We start from the raw sequence: 16,863 nt of genomic DNA on the forward strand, positions 1-16,863 counted from the left end.
ACGCTCCTCTCCACGGGTTATCGGTCGAGCACTTTCGCCAAATCGAGCAAAATGAGGAGCCGATTCTCCACTTTCGCCACGCCGTCGATGTAACTTGCCTCAACGGAGCCAATTGCCTCTGGCGGCGGTTCGATGCTTTCCGCCGGCAGATCAAGGACATCATTCGCGGCATCGACGATGAGCCCGACTTCCATATCCTCAAGAGCAACGATAATGATCCGCGTCTGCTCCCCATATGGTTCGGGGGCAAACCCGAACCGCTCGCGCAAATCGATGATCGGCGTCACAACACCGCGCAAGTTGATGACCCCTTTTACATAATGGGCCGTCCCCGGCACGCGCGTGATCGGCTGCATTTTCTCGATTGAACGGACATGCTGCACCGCCAGAGCATATTCTTCTTCTTTCAGGCGAAACGCAATCACTTTCCAGTCTGCTTGCACGCTGGCCGTCATCCAATCCTCCCCCTTTTTTTCGACATGCCACTGAAAACGGCAGATCAACGCCATAGGCGCCCCCCGCACCGACGCGGCCATCTCCTACTTCACGAGCGCGTTGCAGTCGATAATCAGCGCCACTCGGCCGTCTCCTAAAATCGTCGCCCCCGAGATGGCAAAAACCGAAGATAAATAGTTTCCTAGCGATTTCAACACAACTTCTTGCTGCCCGATAAACGAGTCGACCGCCAGCGCCGCCAGTTTTTCCCCTTTCCGGACGATCACGACCGCCACCGCATCTTCGTCATCGGCCGCTCCAGGAACAGCGAAGACGTCTTTCAGGCGGACGAGCGGCACGATTTTGCCGCGAAAATCGATGACCGGCTGGTTGTGGGCGGAAAAAATCTCTTCCTTTTTCACCAGCGCCGTCTCAATGATCGATGACAGCGGAATCGCGTACGTTTCCTCGGCGATTTGAACGAGCAACACAGAAATGATCGACAATGTGAGCGGCAGCTGAATCGAAAAGAGCGACCCTTTTCCAGGCTGCGAATCGACCGAAACGGTGCCGCCGAGCGACTCAATCGTGCTTTTGACGACATCCAAACCGACGCCGCGGCCGGAAATGTCAGAAACTTGCTCAGCGGTCGAAAAGCCGGGAGCGAAAATAAGCTCGTAAATTTGCTGATCGTTCAAATGCTCCGCCGCCTGCGGCGAGACAATGCCGCGGCTTTTCGCCTTTTGCAGCACCTTCTCCCGGGAAATGCCGGCGCCGTCATCCTCGATTTCAATAAAGACATGGTTGCCGCTATGGTACGCTCGCAATTGAACAGTCCCTTCTTCCGGCTTTCCGCGCGCCGCCCGGACGTCCGGCGCTTCGATGCCGTGGTCGAGCGCATTGCGGATCAAATGGACAAGCGGGTCGCCAATTTCATCGATCACCGTCCGGTCAAGCTCCGTATCCGCGCCGATGATGTCAAGGCGCACCTTTTTGCCGAGCTCGCGGGCGAGCTGGCGCACCATGCGCGGGAAGCGGTTGAACACCGTTTCGACCGGCACCATGCGCATATTTAAAATGATCGTCTGCAAATCGCTCGAGATGCGAGACATCCGCTCGACCGTTTCCGTCAATTCGGCATGGTTCAGCTCGCGGGAAATTTGCTCAAGCCGACCGCGGTCGACAACCAATTCTTCAAATAAGTTCATCAACCGATCGAGCCGTTCAATGTTGACGCGGATCGTTTTCGTCGCCTGTTTCGCTGTTTGTTTTTCCGGCGCCTCTGCTTCGGCCTGAACGGCCGCCGCCTGCTCCATAGCGGCCGGTTGTTGGGGCGCAGCCGCTTTCTCGCTTTCTGCCGACGGTTCGCCGATCGATAGCATAGACACCTTGACCTCATCAATTTCCGAAATGCCCATCAGCCGCTTTTGCAACTCATCGGCTGGCGCTTTGGATACGACCGTAACGAGAAACTCCCGGTCAAACTGTTCTTCCTCCAGCATCTCGACCGGCGGCGTTGCTTTCACAATTTCTCCGACTTCATTCAGCTGTTCAAACACCATATAGACGCGCGCCGCTTTCAACAAGCAATCATCGCGAAGCCGAACACGGATTTCGTAGACGGAAAATCCCTGCTCCTTCGCCTGCTCGAGCACGTGGTATTCAAATTCTCCATACGCATGTTCAAGGGGCGGTTCTTCCCTTGCTGCCTGCTTGTTCGGCATTTCCCCTTGCTCGATTCGTTTCAGCTGTTCGACTGTTCCCCTTACATCGCGCGTTCCGTCGCCGCCTGCAGCGATGGAGCTGATCATCGCCTCCAAATGGTCGACGGCCTCAAAAATGACGTCAAGCAATTCCGGGGTAACGGAAAGCCGCCGATTGCGGATGCCATCGAGCACGTTTTCCATTTGGTGCGTCAAATTGGCCAAATCTTCAAATCCCATCGTGGCGGACATGCCTTTCAACGTATGGGCCGAACGGAAAATATCGTTCACCACAGACATGTCCTCCGGAGTTTTTTCAAGTTCCAACAGCCGCTCGTTGATCGCCTGCAAATGTTCTTTGCTTTCATCAATAAACAAATCCAAATATTGGCTCATGTCCATGCCGTTTCCCCCTTACTCCCCGATCGATTGGACGATGGCGGCGGCGATGCTGTCAAGCGGAGCGATGACATCAACGACGCCAGCCTCGATCGCCGCCCTTGGCATCCCAAAGACAACGGCTGTCTCGCGCGCTTCCGCGATCGCTTTTGCGTTCCCGCTTTCTTTCAGCTTTTTCAACCCCGCCGTTCCGTCGCTTCCCATCCCGGTCATGATCACCGCGATTTTCCGACAGCGGCGAATGGCAGCGAGCGACTCGAACAACACGTCAACAGCCGGACGATGGCCGGCGCGCGGCGGCGATTCGTCGAAGCGGGCTTTCAGCGCGCCGCCTTCTTCGCGAACGATGAGATGGACGCCGCCTGGCGCGATATAGGCGGTGCCATTCCGCAGCACTTCTCCGTCTTCCGCCTCCTTGACCGTGATCGCGGCGAGCGCATCAAGCCGGTTGGCGAGCGATGTCGTAAATCCTTTTGGCATATGCTGGACAACGACGACCGGAGCGGCTAGATCGGGCGGAAGCTGCGTCAGCACCGTCTCGAGCGCGCGCGGGCCGCCGGTGGAAGTGCCGACAGCGACGATGGCCTGTTGCGGCCGCGCCGCCGCTTTGAACGGTGGGCGCCAAGGCGGACGTTGGCGGCGCGGGGCAGTCAAGGCGGCCACGTTCGCTTCGCTCGCGTGCAACACTTTGCCAATCAGCTCGTCCTTCACTTTGTACAAATCAAGCGAAATCGGTCCGGACGGCTTGGCGACAAAGTCGACCGCCCCGTACTGCATGGCGGCGATCGTGTTTTCCGCCCCTTCGGTCGTCGTGCTTGACACCATGACGACCGGCACGGGATGGTCCCGCATGATGCGCTGCAACGTTTCGAGTCCGTTCATGACCGGCATTTCCACATCAAGCGTCACAACATCCGGCCTTAGGGCGGCGATTTTGTCGAGCGCCTCCCGGCCGTTGCGAGCTGTTCCGATGACTTCGAGGCGCGGATGTTCGGACAAAAAATCACTGATCCATTTGCGCATAAACGCCGAGTCATCGACGACAAGCACCTTGATCGTCTTCATTTTCCGTCTCTACCTTTCTAGCAAAAGTTGACGCAGCTTCGCAAAAAAGCGGGGAGCCCGCTCCGGCTCTTTTTCTCCTCCCGCCGCATAGCGGCATGCCATTTGACGCACTGCCCGGCTCGCCTTCGCCGCCGGATCAAAGAGAACAAACGGCGTTTGCCGGACGACACAGCGCGCGACAGTCCGGTCTTCAGGAACGACGCCAAGCAAGGCGATGTCTTTATGGAAAAACCGGCTGGCGGCATGCTGCAGGCGCGAAAAGACGCCATATCCTTCCCGCTCGCTGCCGGCGCGGTTGACGATGACGGAAAACGGCGCCTCGCTGCCGGCGGTGTGCATATATTTCATCATGGCGTACGCATCCGTCATCGCGGTCGGCTCCGGCGTCGTGACAATAAACACATCGTCGACGGACTTTAAAAAATACAATCGTTCTTCTGAGGCACCCGCCCCCATATCGAAAATGAGATAATCATATCGCGACGCCACCGTCTGCAGCTCGGCCAACAAATAGTCGATAGCGGATCGATCGACACTCAACCATTGCGCGGCGCCCGTCCCCCCAGCAATATACGATAGATGCTCCGGTCCGCTTTTTACCAGCTCTGCGAGCGGCAACCGCGCGGAAAACCAATCCGAAAGCGTCAATGGCGACGACTGGCCGAGCAAAATGTCGATGTTGCCCATGCCGATGTCCATATCAAGCAGCAAGACGCGAAACCCGAGTTTCGAGAGCGACAGCGAAAAATTGAGCGAAAGGTTTGACTTGCCGACTCCGCCTTTCCCGCTCGTCACCGCGATGGTCCGCGGCCCCGCCGCCGGCGTCAGCCGGCGGCCCAGCTCATAGCGCAGCCGTTCTGCTTGATCGCTCACCATCGCTCCGCCCCAAACAGCAGATGAACGAGCCGGTCTGCGGACGCTTCCACCATGTCGTCCGGCACATTTTGCCCGTTCGTGAAATAGGCGGCGGCAAGCCGGCTGTCAAGCAACACATTGACGATCGTTCCAAACGAGTCCGTCTCATCGAGCTTCGTCACGATCAGCCGATCGATCGGCAGGCGGGAAAAGTGGTTGTAAATGGTTTTCATATCGTCATACTTTCCGGTGGCGGCGAATACAAGAAACGTTTCCGTTTCGCTGTCAAACTCGAGCGTTTGCTGCAGTTCATCCACGTATTGCGGGTTGCGGAAGTTGCGGCCAGCCGTATCGACGAACACGAGATCGCAGCCGGCCAATTTCCGCTTCGCCGTCCGAAAATCGTCGGCATTGTAGCATACTTCCAACGGAGCGTGCAAAATGTCGGCATACGTCTTCAGTTGGTCGATGGCGGCGATCCGATACGTGTCGGCCGTGATGAACCCGACTTTTTTTCCTTGCTCGAGGACGGCGCGCCCCGCCATTTTGGCGAGCGTTGTCGTTTTTCCGACCCCGGTCGGGCCAAGCAAAATCATATACTTTTTTTGCTCCGCTGTTTTGACAAACGGAAGCGTCGACAATAGATCGCGCACCGCTTCTTTCGTCCAGGCGGAGACCGCAGCGGGCGACCGGCCGTCTTTGTCGGCATACCACCGTTCAAGCAGGCGATCCATCACTTGGCGGACGTACACATCCGCCATCCCTTGCCGAACGAGGCGCCGTTCCGCTTCCGCAAGCGGCGGAGGATATAGCAGCGAAGACGAGCGGGCGTTGAACTGACGGATGAGCGCCTTGACTTCCTCGATCTCACGGGCAAGCGAGCCGTCTTCCTCCCGCTCGGCCGCCGGCAAAGGGGCAAAGGACGCGGCGGCATCCGGCTGGCGCAGCGGCAGTGGATCCGGATCGACGCCAGCCAACACTTCGATCTTTTTTTTCGCAAACAGACCGAAAAATCCGCCGGTCTGCACGACTTTCGAGTGCAAAATGACGGCGTCGCGGCCAAGTTCAGCGCGAACCATTTTCATCGCTTCGTTCATGGACGGGGCGACAAATTTTTTCACTTTCATTCGATTTCCACCATCCCCACGCTTTGAACTTCGACATCCGCTTCAAGCTCGTTGTACGACAGCACCGGAACAGTCGGAAAATGGCGCTCGGTCAGCTGGCGGACGTACATGCGCACCGCCGGGGAGCAGAGCAAAATCGGCGTCTGGCCGGCGAACGGATAGCGTTCAAGCGCCGCGGCGACCGCTTCCACAAACGCCTGCGCCCGCGCCGGCTCGAGCGCCAAATAGCGGCCATGCTCTGTTTGCTGCACGGCGTCGGCGATCGTTTTTTCCGCCCTGCCCGACAGCGTAATGACGCGCAGCGGCTCGCCCGGCACGGCGTACTGCGAGGTGATTTGCCGAGCCAACGCTTGGCGGACGTATTCCGTCAACAAATCGGTGTCGCTGGTCAGGCGGGCAAAATCGGCAAGCGCCTCAAAAATGAGCGGCAAGTTGCGGATCGACACTTTCTCTTTCAGCAGCTTGGCGAGCACTTTTTGCACGTCGCCGACAGACAGCGGATTCGGCGTCACATCGTCGACAAGCACCGGATACGATTCTTTTAAATGATCGATCAGCTGCTTCGTTTCCTGGCGCCCCAGCAGTTCGTGGGCATGGGCTTTCAGCACCTCCGTCAAGTGTGTCGAGACGACCGATGGCGGGTCGACGACCGTATAGCCAAGCATTTCCGCCCGGTCTTTTACGGTCTCGGAAATCCATTTCGCCGGCAGACCAAACGCCGGCTCGATGGTGTCAATGCCATCAATCGAATCGTCGTCAACTCCGGGGCTCATCGCCAAATAATGGTCAAGCAGCAACTCGCCGCGCGCCACTTCCTCGCCTTTCACTTTGATCCGGTATTCATTCGGCTGCAGCTGAATGTTGTCGCGGATGCGCACAACCGGGATGACGATGCCGAGCTCGAGCGCGAGCTGACGACGGATCATGACGATCCGGTCAAGCAAATCGCCGCCTTGATTGGCGTCAGCGAGCGGAATGAGCGCATAGCCGAACTCAAATTCAATCGGATCGATATGCAACAGTTGGATGACGCTTTCCGGGCTTTTCAATTCGTCGGCGGCTGCCATCTCCTCTTCCGGGCCGGCCAATGCCGCTTCTTCTTGCTTTTGCCGCTCGATAAATCGGTAGCCGCCAAGCGCCAGCAGCCCCGCAATCGGCATCGTCAACAAGTCGTTGATCGGCGTAAACAAGCCGAGCAGGAAAATCGTTCCTGCCGTGACGTACAACATTTTCGGAAAGGCGAACAGCTGGCGCATAATATCGCCGCTCAAGTTGCTGTCGGACGCCGCCCGGGTGACGATGATGCCGGTCGCCGTGGAAATCAACAGCGCCGGAATTTGGCTGACGATTCCGTCGCCGACCGTCAAAAGCGTATAGCGCTTCGCCGCCTCAGCCATGTCCATTCCTTGCTCGATGACGCCGATCACCATGCCAAACAGCATGTTGATGACGACGATAATGATGCTGGCGATGGCGTCGCCTTTCACGAACTTGCTCGCTCCATCCATCGCGCCGTAAAAGTCCGCTTCTTGGGCGATTTTTTCCCGCCGCTGCCGGGCTTCTTGCTCCGAAATCATGCCGGCATTTAAATCGGCGTCAATGCTCATCTGTTTGCCGGGCATCGCATCGAGCGTAAAGCGGGCCGCCACTTCAGAGACGCGCTCCGCCCCTTTGGTGATGACAACAAACTGGATGATGACCAAAATCAAAAACACGACAAACCCAACGACGACATCACCGCCAACGACGAACGTTCCGAACGTTTCAACGACGCCGCCGGCCTCCCCTTTGCTTAAAATCGAGCGGGTGGTTGACACATTCAGCCCGAGCCGAAACAACGTCAGCACTAAAAGCAATGACGGAAAAATGGAAAACTCAAGCGGCTCTTTCGTGTTCATCGCCGTCAGCAATACAAGCAAGGCAAGGGAAATATTGATGATGATCAATACGCTCAACAGCCATGTCGGCAGCGGGATGACGAGCATGGCGACGATGAGCACGACAAGAAACAATACGGATAAATCTTTGATTTGCGCTTGCATTGTTTTCTCTCCTTGTTGCTACACGTTTCCTTTGAGCCGATAGACGTACGCCAAAATTTCCGCCACTGCCTTAAAAAACGCCTCTGGAATCATGTCGCCGACTTCCGTCTGGCGGTAGAGCGCCTGCGCCAACGGACGGTTCTCAACGGTAACGACGCCGTGGGCTTTCGCCACTTCCTTGATTTTCAACGCCATATAATCCGCCCCTTTCGCGACGACGACCGGCGCTTCCATCTTGCCGTCTTCATACTTGAGGGCAACGGCGTAATGCGTCGGGTTCGTAATGACGACGTCCGCGTTCGGCACTTCCTGCATCATCCGCCTCATCGCCATCTCGCGCTGTTTTTGCTTGATGCGCGATTTGATGAGCGGATCGCCTTCCGTCTTTTTGTATTCATCTTTAATGTCCTGCTTGGACATGCGGATGCTTTTTTCAAATTCAAACCGCTGATACAAGTAATCAAACAGCGCTAAAAACAAGAGCGCCGCCGCGGCGTACAGCCCCATTTTCACCGTCAAGCCGCCGACGACAGTCAAAGCCGCACCCGGCGTCTTGGAAACGAGCGCCGCAAGCTCGCTTCGTTCGGCCAGCAGCGCGGCGAACACGACCGCACCGATGATTCCAGATTTTAACATAGATTTCAACAGCTCGACCAAGGCGCGCAACGAAAACAGCCGTTTCATTCCTTGCACGGGATTAAGGCGGTTCCAATCCATTTTTAACGGTTCAACGGTAAACAAGGCGCCGATTTGCAAAAAGTTGGCCAACCCAGCCGCCAGCACTGCGGCGGCGAACAGCGGCGCCAAAAGCAAGGCCGCATGGGAAAGCCAGTCAAGAAACAGCCGGTGAAGTGAGTCAACCGTCAACGAAGCGGACGCGTAATCGGACAAGGCGCGGGCGAACAACCGCAACAGACCGTCCCGCTCGTACGCCCCGGCCAAGGACAAAGCAAGAAACGAAGCAAGCAACACGGAAGCGGAGACGACATCGCCGCTTTTGGCCACCTGCCCTTTTTCCCGCACTTCTTGCCGTTTGCGAGGCGTCGCTTTTTCCGTTTTTTCCCCAGCGAAAAATTGCAAATCGAGCCGCCACTCGCCCATCTTATCCGCCCCCCAACAGCCGCATAAACTCGCGCAACGAGGCAAACATGAAGTGAAATACGCTGCGCGCCGCGAGCAATATTCCCCCAACCGCCGCCAAGAGGAGCAAAAACGCCGCCGCCGTTTTGGCGGAAAAACCGACCGCGAAAATGTTCATTTGCGGCACCGCGCGGGCAATGATGCCAAGCGCCACGTCGACTAAAAAGAGCGATCCGACAAGCGGGGCGGCCATTTGCACAGCGGCGGCAAACATGGCAGCGAACACCCGCACGACGTACTCCACCGCCTGCCCGTCGGCGATGTGCGGCAAGCGGTCAAGCGGCAGCCAATGATAGCTGTAAAACATGCCGTCAAGCAGCAAATGGTGCCCGTCAAGCATAAGCAAAAGCAAAAGCGCCAGCAAATGAAGATATTCGCCAAGCAGCGGGCTTTGCGCTCCGGTTTGCGGGTCGATGACGTTGGCGATGGCAAACCCGATTTGAAAATCGATCAAGCCGCCGGCGATTTGCACCGCCGCCATGAGGATCGCCGCCAGCAACCCAAGCGCCAGCCCGACAAGCGCCTCTTTTACGACAAGCAATACGTACACGCCGTCAAGCGCCAACACCGGTTTGGGCATCGCCAAAAACAACAGCCAGCTGAACAAAAACGCCAGTCCGACTTTATACGAAGCCGGCACGGTCCGATAGGAAAACAGAGGCATCGCCGCGAGAAATGAAGCGGCGCGGACAAAGACGAGCAAAAACGCCGGAAAATAAGTCCATACTTGTTCCATCGCCGATCAGCCTATAAACGAAGCAAGATTGTTGAAAATATCGTGCGCGTACGACACCATTTTCGAGAGCATCCACGGCCCAAAGAACACAAGCCCAAGCAAGACGGCGACGATTTTCGGCACAAACGCGAGCGTCTGCTCTTGAATTTGCGTCGCAGCCTGAAAAATGCTGACGACAAGCCCGACGGCAAGGGACAACAACAAGAGCGGCCCGCAGACGACAAGCACGATATACACGCCTTGTTCAGCAAGGCGGATGATGAAATCGGCACTCATAAACGCCACCTATCTTTATTGAAAACTTTGCAACAATGATTTGACGACCAAATGCCAGCCATCAACAAGGACAAACAATAAAATTTTAAACGGCAGCGAAATCATCACTGGCGGCAGCATCATCATTCCCATCGACATTAAGACGCTGGCGACGATCATGTCGATGACTAAAAACGGAATAAAAATCATAAAGCCCATTTGAAACGCCGTTTTCAACTCACTGATGGCAAACGCCGGCACGAGCGCGGTCATCGGGATGTCGTTGACCGTTTTCGGCTGTTTGGCGCCGCTGTACGATAAAAACAGCGCCAAATCTTCCTGCCTTGTGTATTGGCTCATAAACTGCTTCAGCGGAACAGCCGCCCGTTCGTACGCCTCCTCCAAATCAATTTTGTCAGCAAACAGCGGCTGCAATGCCTGGTCGTTGATTTCTTTCCAGGTTGGCGCCATAATGAAAAATGTTAAAAACAGCGCGAGCCCGACGAGCACTTGGTTCGGCGGCATCTGCTGCGTGCCGAGCGCCGTGCGCACAAACGACAAAACGATGACGATGCGCGTAAAACATGTCATCATAATTAAAATGCCGGGAGCGATCGACAACACGGTGAGCAGCAGAAGAAGCTTCACCGCTGTCGACACGTGCTCGGGAGCCATCGAATCAAACATATGGACAAATTCACTCATCGCCCGCCGTCCCTTTCTTCTTCAACCGATTGAGCCACTCGTTTCGCTTTTCGGCCATTTGCTTCATCTCCTCAGCCAACAGCGCCGAAAACGATGACAGCGAACCTCTTTTCCGCTTTGATTTCACCGTCCACCCACCGCGAAGGAGGGAGCCAAGCCGGTCGAACTCCGCCATCCGTTCCAACCGTTCGCGATGCTGCGCTAACAGCTCATTGATTTCGTCTTCATCTTCAATTTCCTTAAGCAACTGAATCGAATCGCCGACGCCGATGACGAGCAGCCGGCGGCCGACTTTAATCAGCTGCACAGAGCGGTTCGCCCCGACGCTTGTTCCCCCAAGGTGCTCGATGGCGCCTTTTTGGCCGGAAACGAACAGCTGACGGCGGGAAAGCCATTGAAACAGCGCATAAAGAAGGAAGAGAACAAAGGCGGTCGCGCCGATGAGCCGAAGCACATCGGAAGCGGAAACCGCATCAGCGGCTTGATTCGCTGTCTGTTTTGTCTGTTGCCCGGAAGGAGCTGACGGCCCGCATGAATCGGGATGCTGCAGGCAGTCGGCGACCGTCGGGCTTTGGGCGGCCGATGCCGGCACCGGCCCTAAAGCGATGGATGCTGCCAGCAAAACGGCCGCCCAGCGCCAGATTGCCATAGTCTCCACCTCTGATCGCTCACCCGATCGTTTTGTTGATCGCTTCGATGACGCGGTCCGCTTGGAACGGCTTGACCACAAAATCTTTCGCCCCGGCTTGAATGGCATCAATCACCATTGCCTGCTGCCCCATCGCTGAGCACATAATGACTTTGGCGTTGCTGTCGATTTTTTTAATTTCCTTGAGCGCCGTAATCCCATCCATCTCCGGCATCGTAATATCCATTGTCACTACATCAGGCCGCGTTTCCTTGTATTTCTCGATCGCCTGCCGCCCATCGGCCGCTTCGGCGACGACTTCATGTCCGTTTTTCGTCAAAATGTCTTTAATCATCATGCGCATAAATGCCGCATCATCAACGACAAGCACTCTTGCCATGTCCCCTTACCTCCCAAACGCCTGTTTATTTTAGCCGTGTTAACCGATCGCTTTGGCTGATGATGTCCGTGATGCGGACGCCGAAATTTTCATCGATGACGACAACCTCGCCTTTAGCGATCAGCTTGTTGTTGACAAACACGTCGACCGGTTCGCCGGCCAGCTTATCGAGCTCAATGATCGATCCAGTCGACAGCTGCAAAATTTCCTGCACTGAACGCTTCGTCCGTCCGAGTTCAACCGTCACCTGCAGCGGCACATCAAACAGCAGCTCCAAATTGCGCGCCTCCGTTGCCGCAAGCGGCGGGGCATCGAACTCGACGAAATCGGCGGTTTGAATATGCCGCGCGGTTGCACCATCCCTCTCCTTGTCCGCGCGCCCAGCCGGCGGTTCATCCGTCGCGCGGCTCGCCGCTTCTGAAACGGCCGCACCGCTGTTCGCCTGAGCGTAAGTCGGAACAGGATGCGGCTCGCTAAACGGCCGCGCATCCGCCGACGGCTTGGGATTGACTTCCGCGGTCCCCGGCTCCTCAAGCGACGAGCCGAGCAATTGGGCAACCAATTCTTTCGCGAAATCGATCGGCAACAGCTGCATAATGCTTGAGTCGATCAACTCGCCGATTTTCAGCCGAAACGACACTTTAATGAAAAAATCTTCGTCCGGCAAATATTCCATCCCTTTTCCTTCCGCCAAATCAAGCAGATGGAGCGTCGGCGGGGAAATATCGACCCGCTTGCCAAAGACGGTCGACATCGACGTCGCCGCCGAGCCCATCATTTGATTCATCGCTTCTTGAACAGCGCTCAGCTGAATCTCTCCGAGCGGGCCATCGGCCGCCGTTCCGTCGCCGCCAAGCATTAAATCAGCGATAATCGCCGCGTCTTGCTGCTTAATGACAAGCAAGTTTGTTCCGAGCAGTCCTTCCGTATAGTTGACTTGGATGGCGACATATGGCTGTGGAAATTCATCGGCGACGCTTGTGCGCTCGATAATGGACACGCTTGGCGTCGTAATTTCCACCTTTTGGTTCAATAACATTGACAACGCGGTAGCCGAACTGCCGAAAGAAATATTGCCGATTTCCCCAAGGGCGTCTTGCTCGAGCGGAGTCAGAATATCATGGAGCGCCGGAACATGGCCGTCGCTGTCCATTCCGCGCAACAAAGCATCAATTTCATCCTGCGACAACATTCCATCATTCATCATGGTCGTCTTCGTCCCCCTCGATCATCGCTAAAATTTGCACCGCCAGCTTTTTGTTCCGCTTCCCCGGCTGGCCGATAAACTTTGGAATATGGCCGATTTTGACCACGAGCGGCTCATGAATCGACTGCTCGAGCTGAATGACATCGCCGGCCTCGAGTTGAAGAAATTCATTGACCGTGATGACCGCCGTTCCCAGTTCGGCGATAATCGGCAATTTTGCCGCGCGGATCCGCTGTTCGATCCGTTTCGCTTCCTCGGGGGAACGCTCTTTTTTTTGCGCCTGCATCCAGTAATGCACCGACAGCCGCGGCATAATCGGCTCCAAGACGACATGCGGAATGCACACATTCATCATGCCGCGCGCTTCGCCGATTTGCGTGTTGAGCGAAATGACGACGACGGTGTCGTTCGGCGCGATCATGCGCAAAAACTGCGGATTGACTTCAAAATCGACAAAGAGCGGGTCGACTTCCGCCACCGATTCCCAAGCGTCGCGCCAATGGGTGAACGCCTTATCAAACAAATTGGACATGATGCGTGTTTCAATCTCGGTCAAATGGTCCACTTTATCCATGCCGACGCCGCGCCCGCCCATCACCCGGTCAAGCATAGCGTAAGCGATGTTCGGGTTGACTTCCAAAAGGACATGCCCGTTGAGCGGCGGCACCTCAAAGACATTGATGATCGTCATTTTCGGGATGGAGCGGACAAATTCTTCGTATGGAATTTGGTCGGCCGATGCGACCGAAATTTGCACATACGTGCGCAACTGGGCGGAAAAAAACGTCGTCAACAAGCGGGCGAAATTCTCATGAATGCGCGTCAGGCTGCGGATTTGGTCTTTGGAAAACCGAAGCGCCCTCCGGAAATCATACGTTTTGACGCGTCGGCCTTCCTCTTCCTTTTTCAGCTCCTCCGCGCTCATTTCTCCTGCAGAAAGCGCAGCGAGCAACGCGTCAATTTCGCTTTGCGACAATACTTCCCCGGCTGTCATTTCATTTCCCCCCTTCAGATGGCAGGGCTACTGGAGAATAAAAGAGGTAATATAGACGTTCTCCACTCTCCCTTCCTGCATCAACGCGTTGATCTCGCGCTTCAGCCGCTCTTTCAACGCCGTCAGCCCTTCTTTTCCTTTAAAGTCGGCCGCTTTCATCTGCGAGAGCTGTTCGATGATCGCGTCTTTAATTTGAAAGTCGCGTTTTTCCGCCTCTTCCCGCGCTTTGGCGCTGTCGGTCTGGATTTTAAATGAGATTTTAATATACCGTCCGTCCGCCAAGTTCGTTGTCATTTCCGGAATGTCGATCGAGCTTTCCGCTAGCTCGTCGGCGCTTGGCTCCCCTTGTTTTTCCGCATTCCCCATCTTCATCACCGCAACAAGCGCCGCCGTGCCAGCCAAAGCGATGACCGCCAGCACAATGATCATCGTTTTGATTGCTTTATTCCCTTTCATTGTCCAATCCTCCTGCTTTCGGTAAGCGAAACACGCCAAGCTGCCGGTAAAATTCGCTTGCTCGTGCGGCCACTTGCTCGACCGTTTCGCGGACGACGAATTTTTTTCCGTTCGTCAGCGTCACGGTCGTATCAGGAAACGCTTCAATTTGTTCGATGTACAGCGCATTGAGCACAAACCGTTTGCCGTTGAGCTTCGTTAACGAAATCATCGGCCAGCAGGCGCAAGACGCCGCTCACGCCCTACCTCCTATTCTATTTTTTCAAGTTGACAAGCTCTTGCAAAATTTCATCCGATGTCGTAATGATGCGCGTATTCGCCTGGAAGCCGCGTTGGGCGACGATCATCTCCGTGAATTCCTCGGCAAGGTCGACGTTGGACATTTCAAGTGTACCAGACATGATCGTTCCTGTTCCGTTTGCCCCTGGCGCCCCTGTCGTCGGCGTGCCGGAGTTTGTCGTTTCGCGGAACAAGTTGTTGCCGGCTTTTTCTAATCCGTCATTGTTTGCAAATTTGGCCAGCTGAATCGTGCCTATCGGCTGTAAATTTCCAGAAGCATTGACGATGTTGACCGTGCCATCGGCTCCGATGCTCAAGCTTTTCGCATCGGGCGCAACTTGCAGGCGGACATTTCCTGTGCCGAGCAAATATTGGCCATCGGCATTGACAATATAGCCTTGCGAATCGAGATAAAAATTCCCGGCTCTCGTATACATGCGATTGTTGCCGGAAGCGTCGCCGACGACGAAAAAACCGTCTCCAGAAATCGCCAAATCAAGCACGCGCCCGGTCGTTTGCAAGCTGCCTTGCGTATGGACGGTGTCGATCGCCGCCAGCTGCGAACCGAGCCCGACCTGCTTTGGATTCGTCCCGCCGCGGCCGGCATTGGGCCCGCTTGCTCCAGAAATCGTCTGGCTCATCAAATCTTTGAAAATCGTTCGTCCTTTTTTAAACCCGTACGTATTGACATTGGCAATATTGTTGCCGATGACATCCAACTTCGTTTGGAAGTTGCGCATGGCGCCGATTCCGGAATACATGGAACGAAGCATCGGTTTTCTCTCCCCTTTTTATCCTTTTTGTTCAACTTTCACGACCGCATCCGCGGCAATCGTTGTCCCGTTATCAAGCCCAAGGGTCACTTGGCCGTCTTTTTGCATGACCGATTGAACGACGGCGCTCATCATCGTCTCGCCGTCTTGCCAGTGCACCGTTTTGCCGATCCACTCGCTGTAGCGCAAAAGCGCATCGCGGCTTGACGCTTGCATCCATTGCTGCATCAAATTGGCGATGTTCATCATTTGCTCAAGCGAGGAGAAGCTCGCCATTTGCGCGATAAAATCTTTATCTTCCATCGGATTGAGCGGGTCTTGGTTTTCTAGCTGAGCGAGCAAAATTTTGAGAAAGTCGTCTTTTCCTAAAATTTGATTGCCCGTTTTCCGTTCCGGCTGAACCGCGTTTGCCAGCCATAAGCTGCCATCAATCGCATTCGTTGTCATCCTCGTTCTTTTCCCCCTTATGCGTCAGCTTCGATCCCGTCTAGCGCAAACGGGAAGGAAGATGATTGCTCCCGCTTTTGTTTTTGCCGCGATTCGCCCTGCTGCTGTCCTCCTTGGCGGTTCCCGGAATACGGCGGCATGGCGGAGCTGTCATAATCCGACCAAACGGTCCATTTTTCGACCGTGATGTAACTCGCATCAAGCTGCTGAGCAAGCTGCGGCAAATGAGCGTAGAGCAACTCTTTCACCGCGTCGTTCGCCACGAGCAGCTTGGCGGCGAGCTTTCCACCTTCCTCTGTCATTTTCACCGTCACCGTCCCGAGATGTTCCGGATGCAGACGGATGACAAGCTGCATGACACCGTTTGGCAACTTCATCCACCGCGCCGACCTTAGCGCGTGGGCGACTTGATCAGCGACGCTTCCGCCAGCTGACGCCGGCATCTCGCCGATCAGCCCAACAGATGAAGAGGAGGGTGATAAAAGCGCAGGAGGAGTGGTGAATGAAGGAGCGGCCTCGCCGCCATGCCCCTTGTCCCCCCTTTTTTGCAGCGAAACGTCTTTTTCGCCAGCCGGACGGACGGAAGAAGCTCCGTTAGGCAGCGCGACAACCGGCATTTTGCCTCCTTGCTCATTGAATGGACGCTGGTCGCCGTCGCTCGGGAGCGGTGGAAACATCCCTGTTTTTCCGCTGGAAGGCGAAAAAGATTCTTTGTCCCTATTGCCGCTTTTCCGTCCTTCGTTTATGAACGCATGTTCGAATCCCGCTTCAGCCGCCGCCGGCTGAGCGGCAATTGTCGCTTCTTCATTCATCACGTCGGTGAATGGAAATGTTAGACCATCAGCGTCTTTGCCACTTCGCTGCCCGTCCGCCGCCAAAAGCGGCGCGCCTGCAGCCGCCGAAATCGGAGCGATAGCCAAAGCGGCCACGATGGAAGGGGCAAGCCACAATGATTCCATTTGCGCCGGCTTCTTTTCCGCTGAAGATGGTTGTCCGGCTGCGCCCGTTTCCATTCCAACATTTTGCAAATCTGGCTCTTTGTTTCCGTTCGACCTCTCTCTAAACAAGCCCATCTCTATCCCTACCGGCGATCGTTCTTGTTGCTTGTGCGCAAGCAGCGCCGCGAACACGCTGGTGTTTTCTGATTCTTTTTTCACCGCCATAGTGCCTGCGGATGGCGGCGCGCTTGCTGTGATCGTTACTTTCATTCGGCCGCC

General features: G+C 55.6%; 19 protein-coding genes. All 19 read right to left on the minus strand.

The window, feature by feature from the left end:
* Positions 1 to 17 precede the first annotated feature (17 nt).
* The gene (locus tag BRO54_RS06065) at positions 18 to 455 is read right to left on the minus strand and encodes a chemotaxis protein CheW (protein WP_074043428.1); all 438 of its coding nucleotides are present in this window, start codon (positions 453 to 455) and stop codon (positions 18 to 20) included.
* 84 nt (positions 456 to 539) lie between these two features.
* Positions 540 to 2,540, minus strand: a complete 2,001-nt coding sequence (locus BRO54_RS06070; RefSeq protein WP_074043418.1) for a chemotaxis protein CheA — start codon at positions 2,538 to 2,540, stop codon at positions 540 to 542.
* Between the two features lie 12 nt (positions 2,541 to 2,552).
* Complete coding sequence (locus BRO54_RS06075; RefSeq protein ID WP_074043419.1) at positions 2,553 to 3,602, minus strand: protein-glutamate methylesterase/protein-glutamine glutaminase; 1,050 nt, start codon at positions 3,600 to 3,602, stop codon at positions 2,553 to 2,555.
* Positions 3,603 to 3,611: 9 nt separating this feature from the next.
* Complete coding sequence (locus tag BRO54_RS06080; protein ID WP_074043420.1) at positions 3,612 to 4,478, minus strand: MinD/ParA family protein; 867 nt, start codon at positions 4,476 to 4,478, stop codon at positions 3,612 to 3,614.
* Positions 4,472 to 5,584 (minus strand): flagellar biosynthesis GTPase FlhF, encoded by a 1,113-nt coding sequence (gene flhF / locus BRO54_RS06085; protein ID WP_074043421.1) that lies wholly within the window; start codon positions 5,582 to 5,584, stop codon positions 4,472 to 4,474. The genes BRO54_RS06080 and flhF overlap by 7 nt, the downstream gene beginning before the upstream one ends.
* Positions 5,581 to 7,626, minus strand: a complete 2,046-nt coding sequence (gene flhA / locus BRO54_RS06090) for a flagellar biosynthesis protein FlhA (protein ID WP_074043422.1) — start codon at positions 7,624 to 7,626, stop codon at positions 5,581 to 5,583. The genes flhF and flhA overlap by 4 nt, the downstream gene beginning before the upstream one ends.
* Positions 7,627 to 7,644: 18 nt before the next feature.
* Positions 7,645 to 8,727, minus strand: coding sequence for a flagellar biosynthesis protein FlhB (gene flhB, locus BRO54_RS06095; RefSeq protein WP_074043423.1), 1,083 nt, complete (start codon positions 8,725 to 8,727; stop codon positions 7,645 to 7,647).
* Position 8,728: 1 nt separating this feature from the next.
* A complete protein-coding gene (fliR, locus tag BRO54_RS06100) occupies positions 8,729 to 9,502 on the minus strand; it encodes a flagellar biosynthetic protein FliR (protein ID WP_074043424.1) in 774 nt (257 codons plus the stop codon).
* Positions 9,503 to 9,508: 6 nt separating this feature from the next.
* The gene (gene fliQ, locus BRO54_RS06105; RefSeq protein WP_011230735.1) at positions 9,509 to 9,778 is read right to left on the minus strand and encodes a flagellar biosynthesis protein FliQ; all 270 of its coding nucleotides are present in this window, start codon (positions 9,776 to 9,778) and stop codon (positions 9,509 to 9,511) included.
* Between the two features lie 15 nt (positions 9,779 to 9,793).
* The gene (fliP, locus tag BRO54_RS06110; RefSeq protein WP_015374414.1) at positions 9,794 to 10,462 is read right to left on the minus strand and encodes a flagellar type III secretion system pore protein FliP; all 669 of its coding nucleotides are present in this window, start codon (positions 10,460 to 10,462) and stop codon (positions 9,794 to 9,796) included.
* Complete coding sequence (fliZ, locus tag BRO54_RS06115) at positions 10,455 to 11,111, minus strand: flagella biosynthesis regulatory protein FliZ (protein WP_033025092.1); 657 nt, start codon at positions 11,109 to 11,111, stop codon at positions 10,455 to 10,457. The genes fliP and fliZ overlap by 8 nt, the downstream gene beginning before the upstream one ends.
* A 19-nt stretch (positions 11,112 to 11,130) precedes the next feature.
* A complete protein-coding gene (locus BRO54_RS06120) occupies positions 11,131 to 11,490 on the minus strand; it encodes a response regulator (protein WP_033025091.1) in 360 nt (119 codons plus the stop codon).
* 25 nt (positions 11,491 to 11,515) lie between these two features.
* Positions 11,516 to 12,697 (minus strand): flagellar motor switch phosphatase FliY, encoded by a 1,182-nt coding sequence (gene fliY / locus BRO54_RS06125; RefSeq protein ID WP_033025089.1) that lies wholly within the window; start codon positions 12,695 to 12,697, stop codon positions 11,516 to 11,518.
* Positions 12,687 to 13,691, minus strand: a complete 1,005-nt coding sequence (gene fliM / locus BRO54_RS06130) for a flagellar motor switch protein FliM (RefSeq protein ID WP_033025088.1) — start codon at positions 13,689 to 13,691, stop codon at positions 12,687 to 12,689. The genes fliY and fliM overlap by 11 nt, the downstream gene beginning before the upstream one ends.
* Before the next feature lie 27 nt (positions 13,692 to 13,718).
* Entirely contained in the window at positions 13,719 to 14,147 is a 429-nt protein-coding gene (gene fliL / locus BRO54_RS06135; protein WP_033025087.1) for a flagellar basal body-associated protein FliL, read from the minus strand.
* The gene (locus BRO54_RS06140; RefSeq protein WP_033025086.1) at positions 14,134 to 14,358 is read right to left on the minus strand and encodes a flagellar FlbD family protein; all 225 of its coding nucleotides are present in this window, start codon (positions 14,356 to 14,358) and stop codon (positions 14,134 to 14,136) included. Before BRO54_RS06140 ends, fliL begins: the two co-directional genes overlap by 14 nt.
* 43 nt (positions 14,359 to 14,401) lie before the next feature.
* The gene (gene flgG, locus BRO54_RS06145) at positions 14,402 to 15,199 is read right to left on the minus strand and encodes a flagellar basal body rod protein FlgG (RefSeq protein ID WP_033025085.1); all 798 of its coding nucleotides are present in this window, start codon (positions 15,197 to 15,199) and stop codon (positions 14,402 to 14,404) included.
* An 18-nt stretch (positions 15,200 to 15,217) separates the two neighbouring features.
* A complete protein-coding gene (gene flgD, locus BRO54_RS06150) occupies positions 15,218 to 15,646 on the minus strand; it encodes a flagellar hook assembly protein FlgD (RefSeq protein WP_011230726.1) in 429 nt (142 codons plus the stop codon).
* A 17-nt stretch (positions 15,647 to 15,663) separates the two neighbouring features.
* A partial coding sequence (locus BRO54_RS06155; protein ID WP_420809664.1) for a flagellar hook-length control protein FliK occupies positions 15,664 to 16,863 on the minus strand: 1,200 nt, incomplete at its 5' end.

Source organism: Geobacillus proteiniphilus (assembly GCF_001908025.1).
Classification (GTDB): Bacteria; Bacillota; Bacilli; order Bacillales; family Anoxybacillaceae; genus Geobacillus; species Geobacillus proteiniphilus.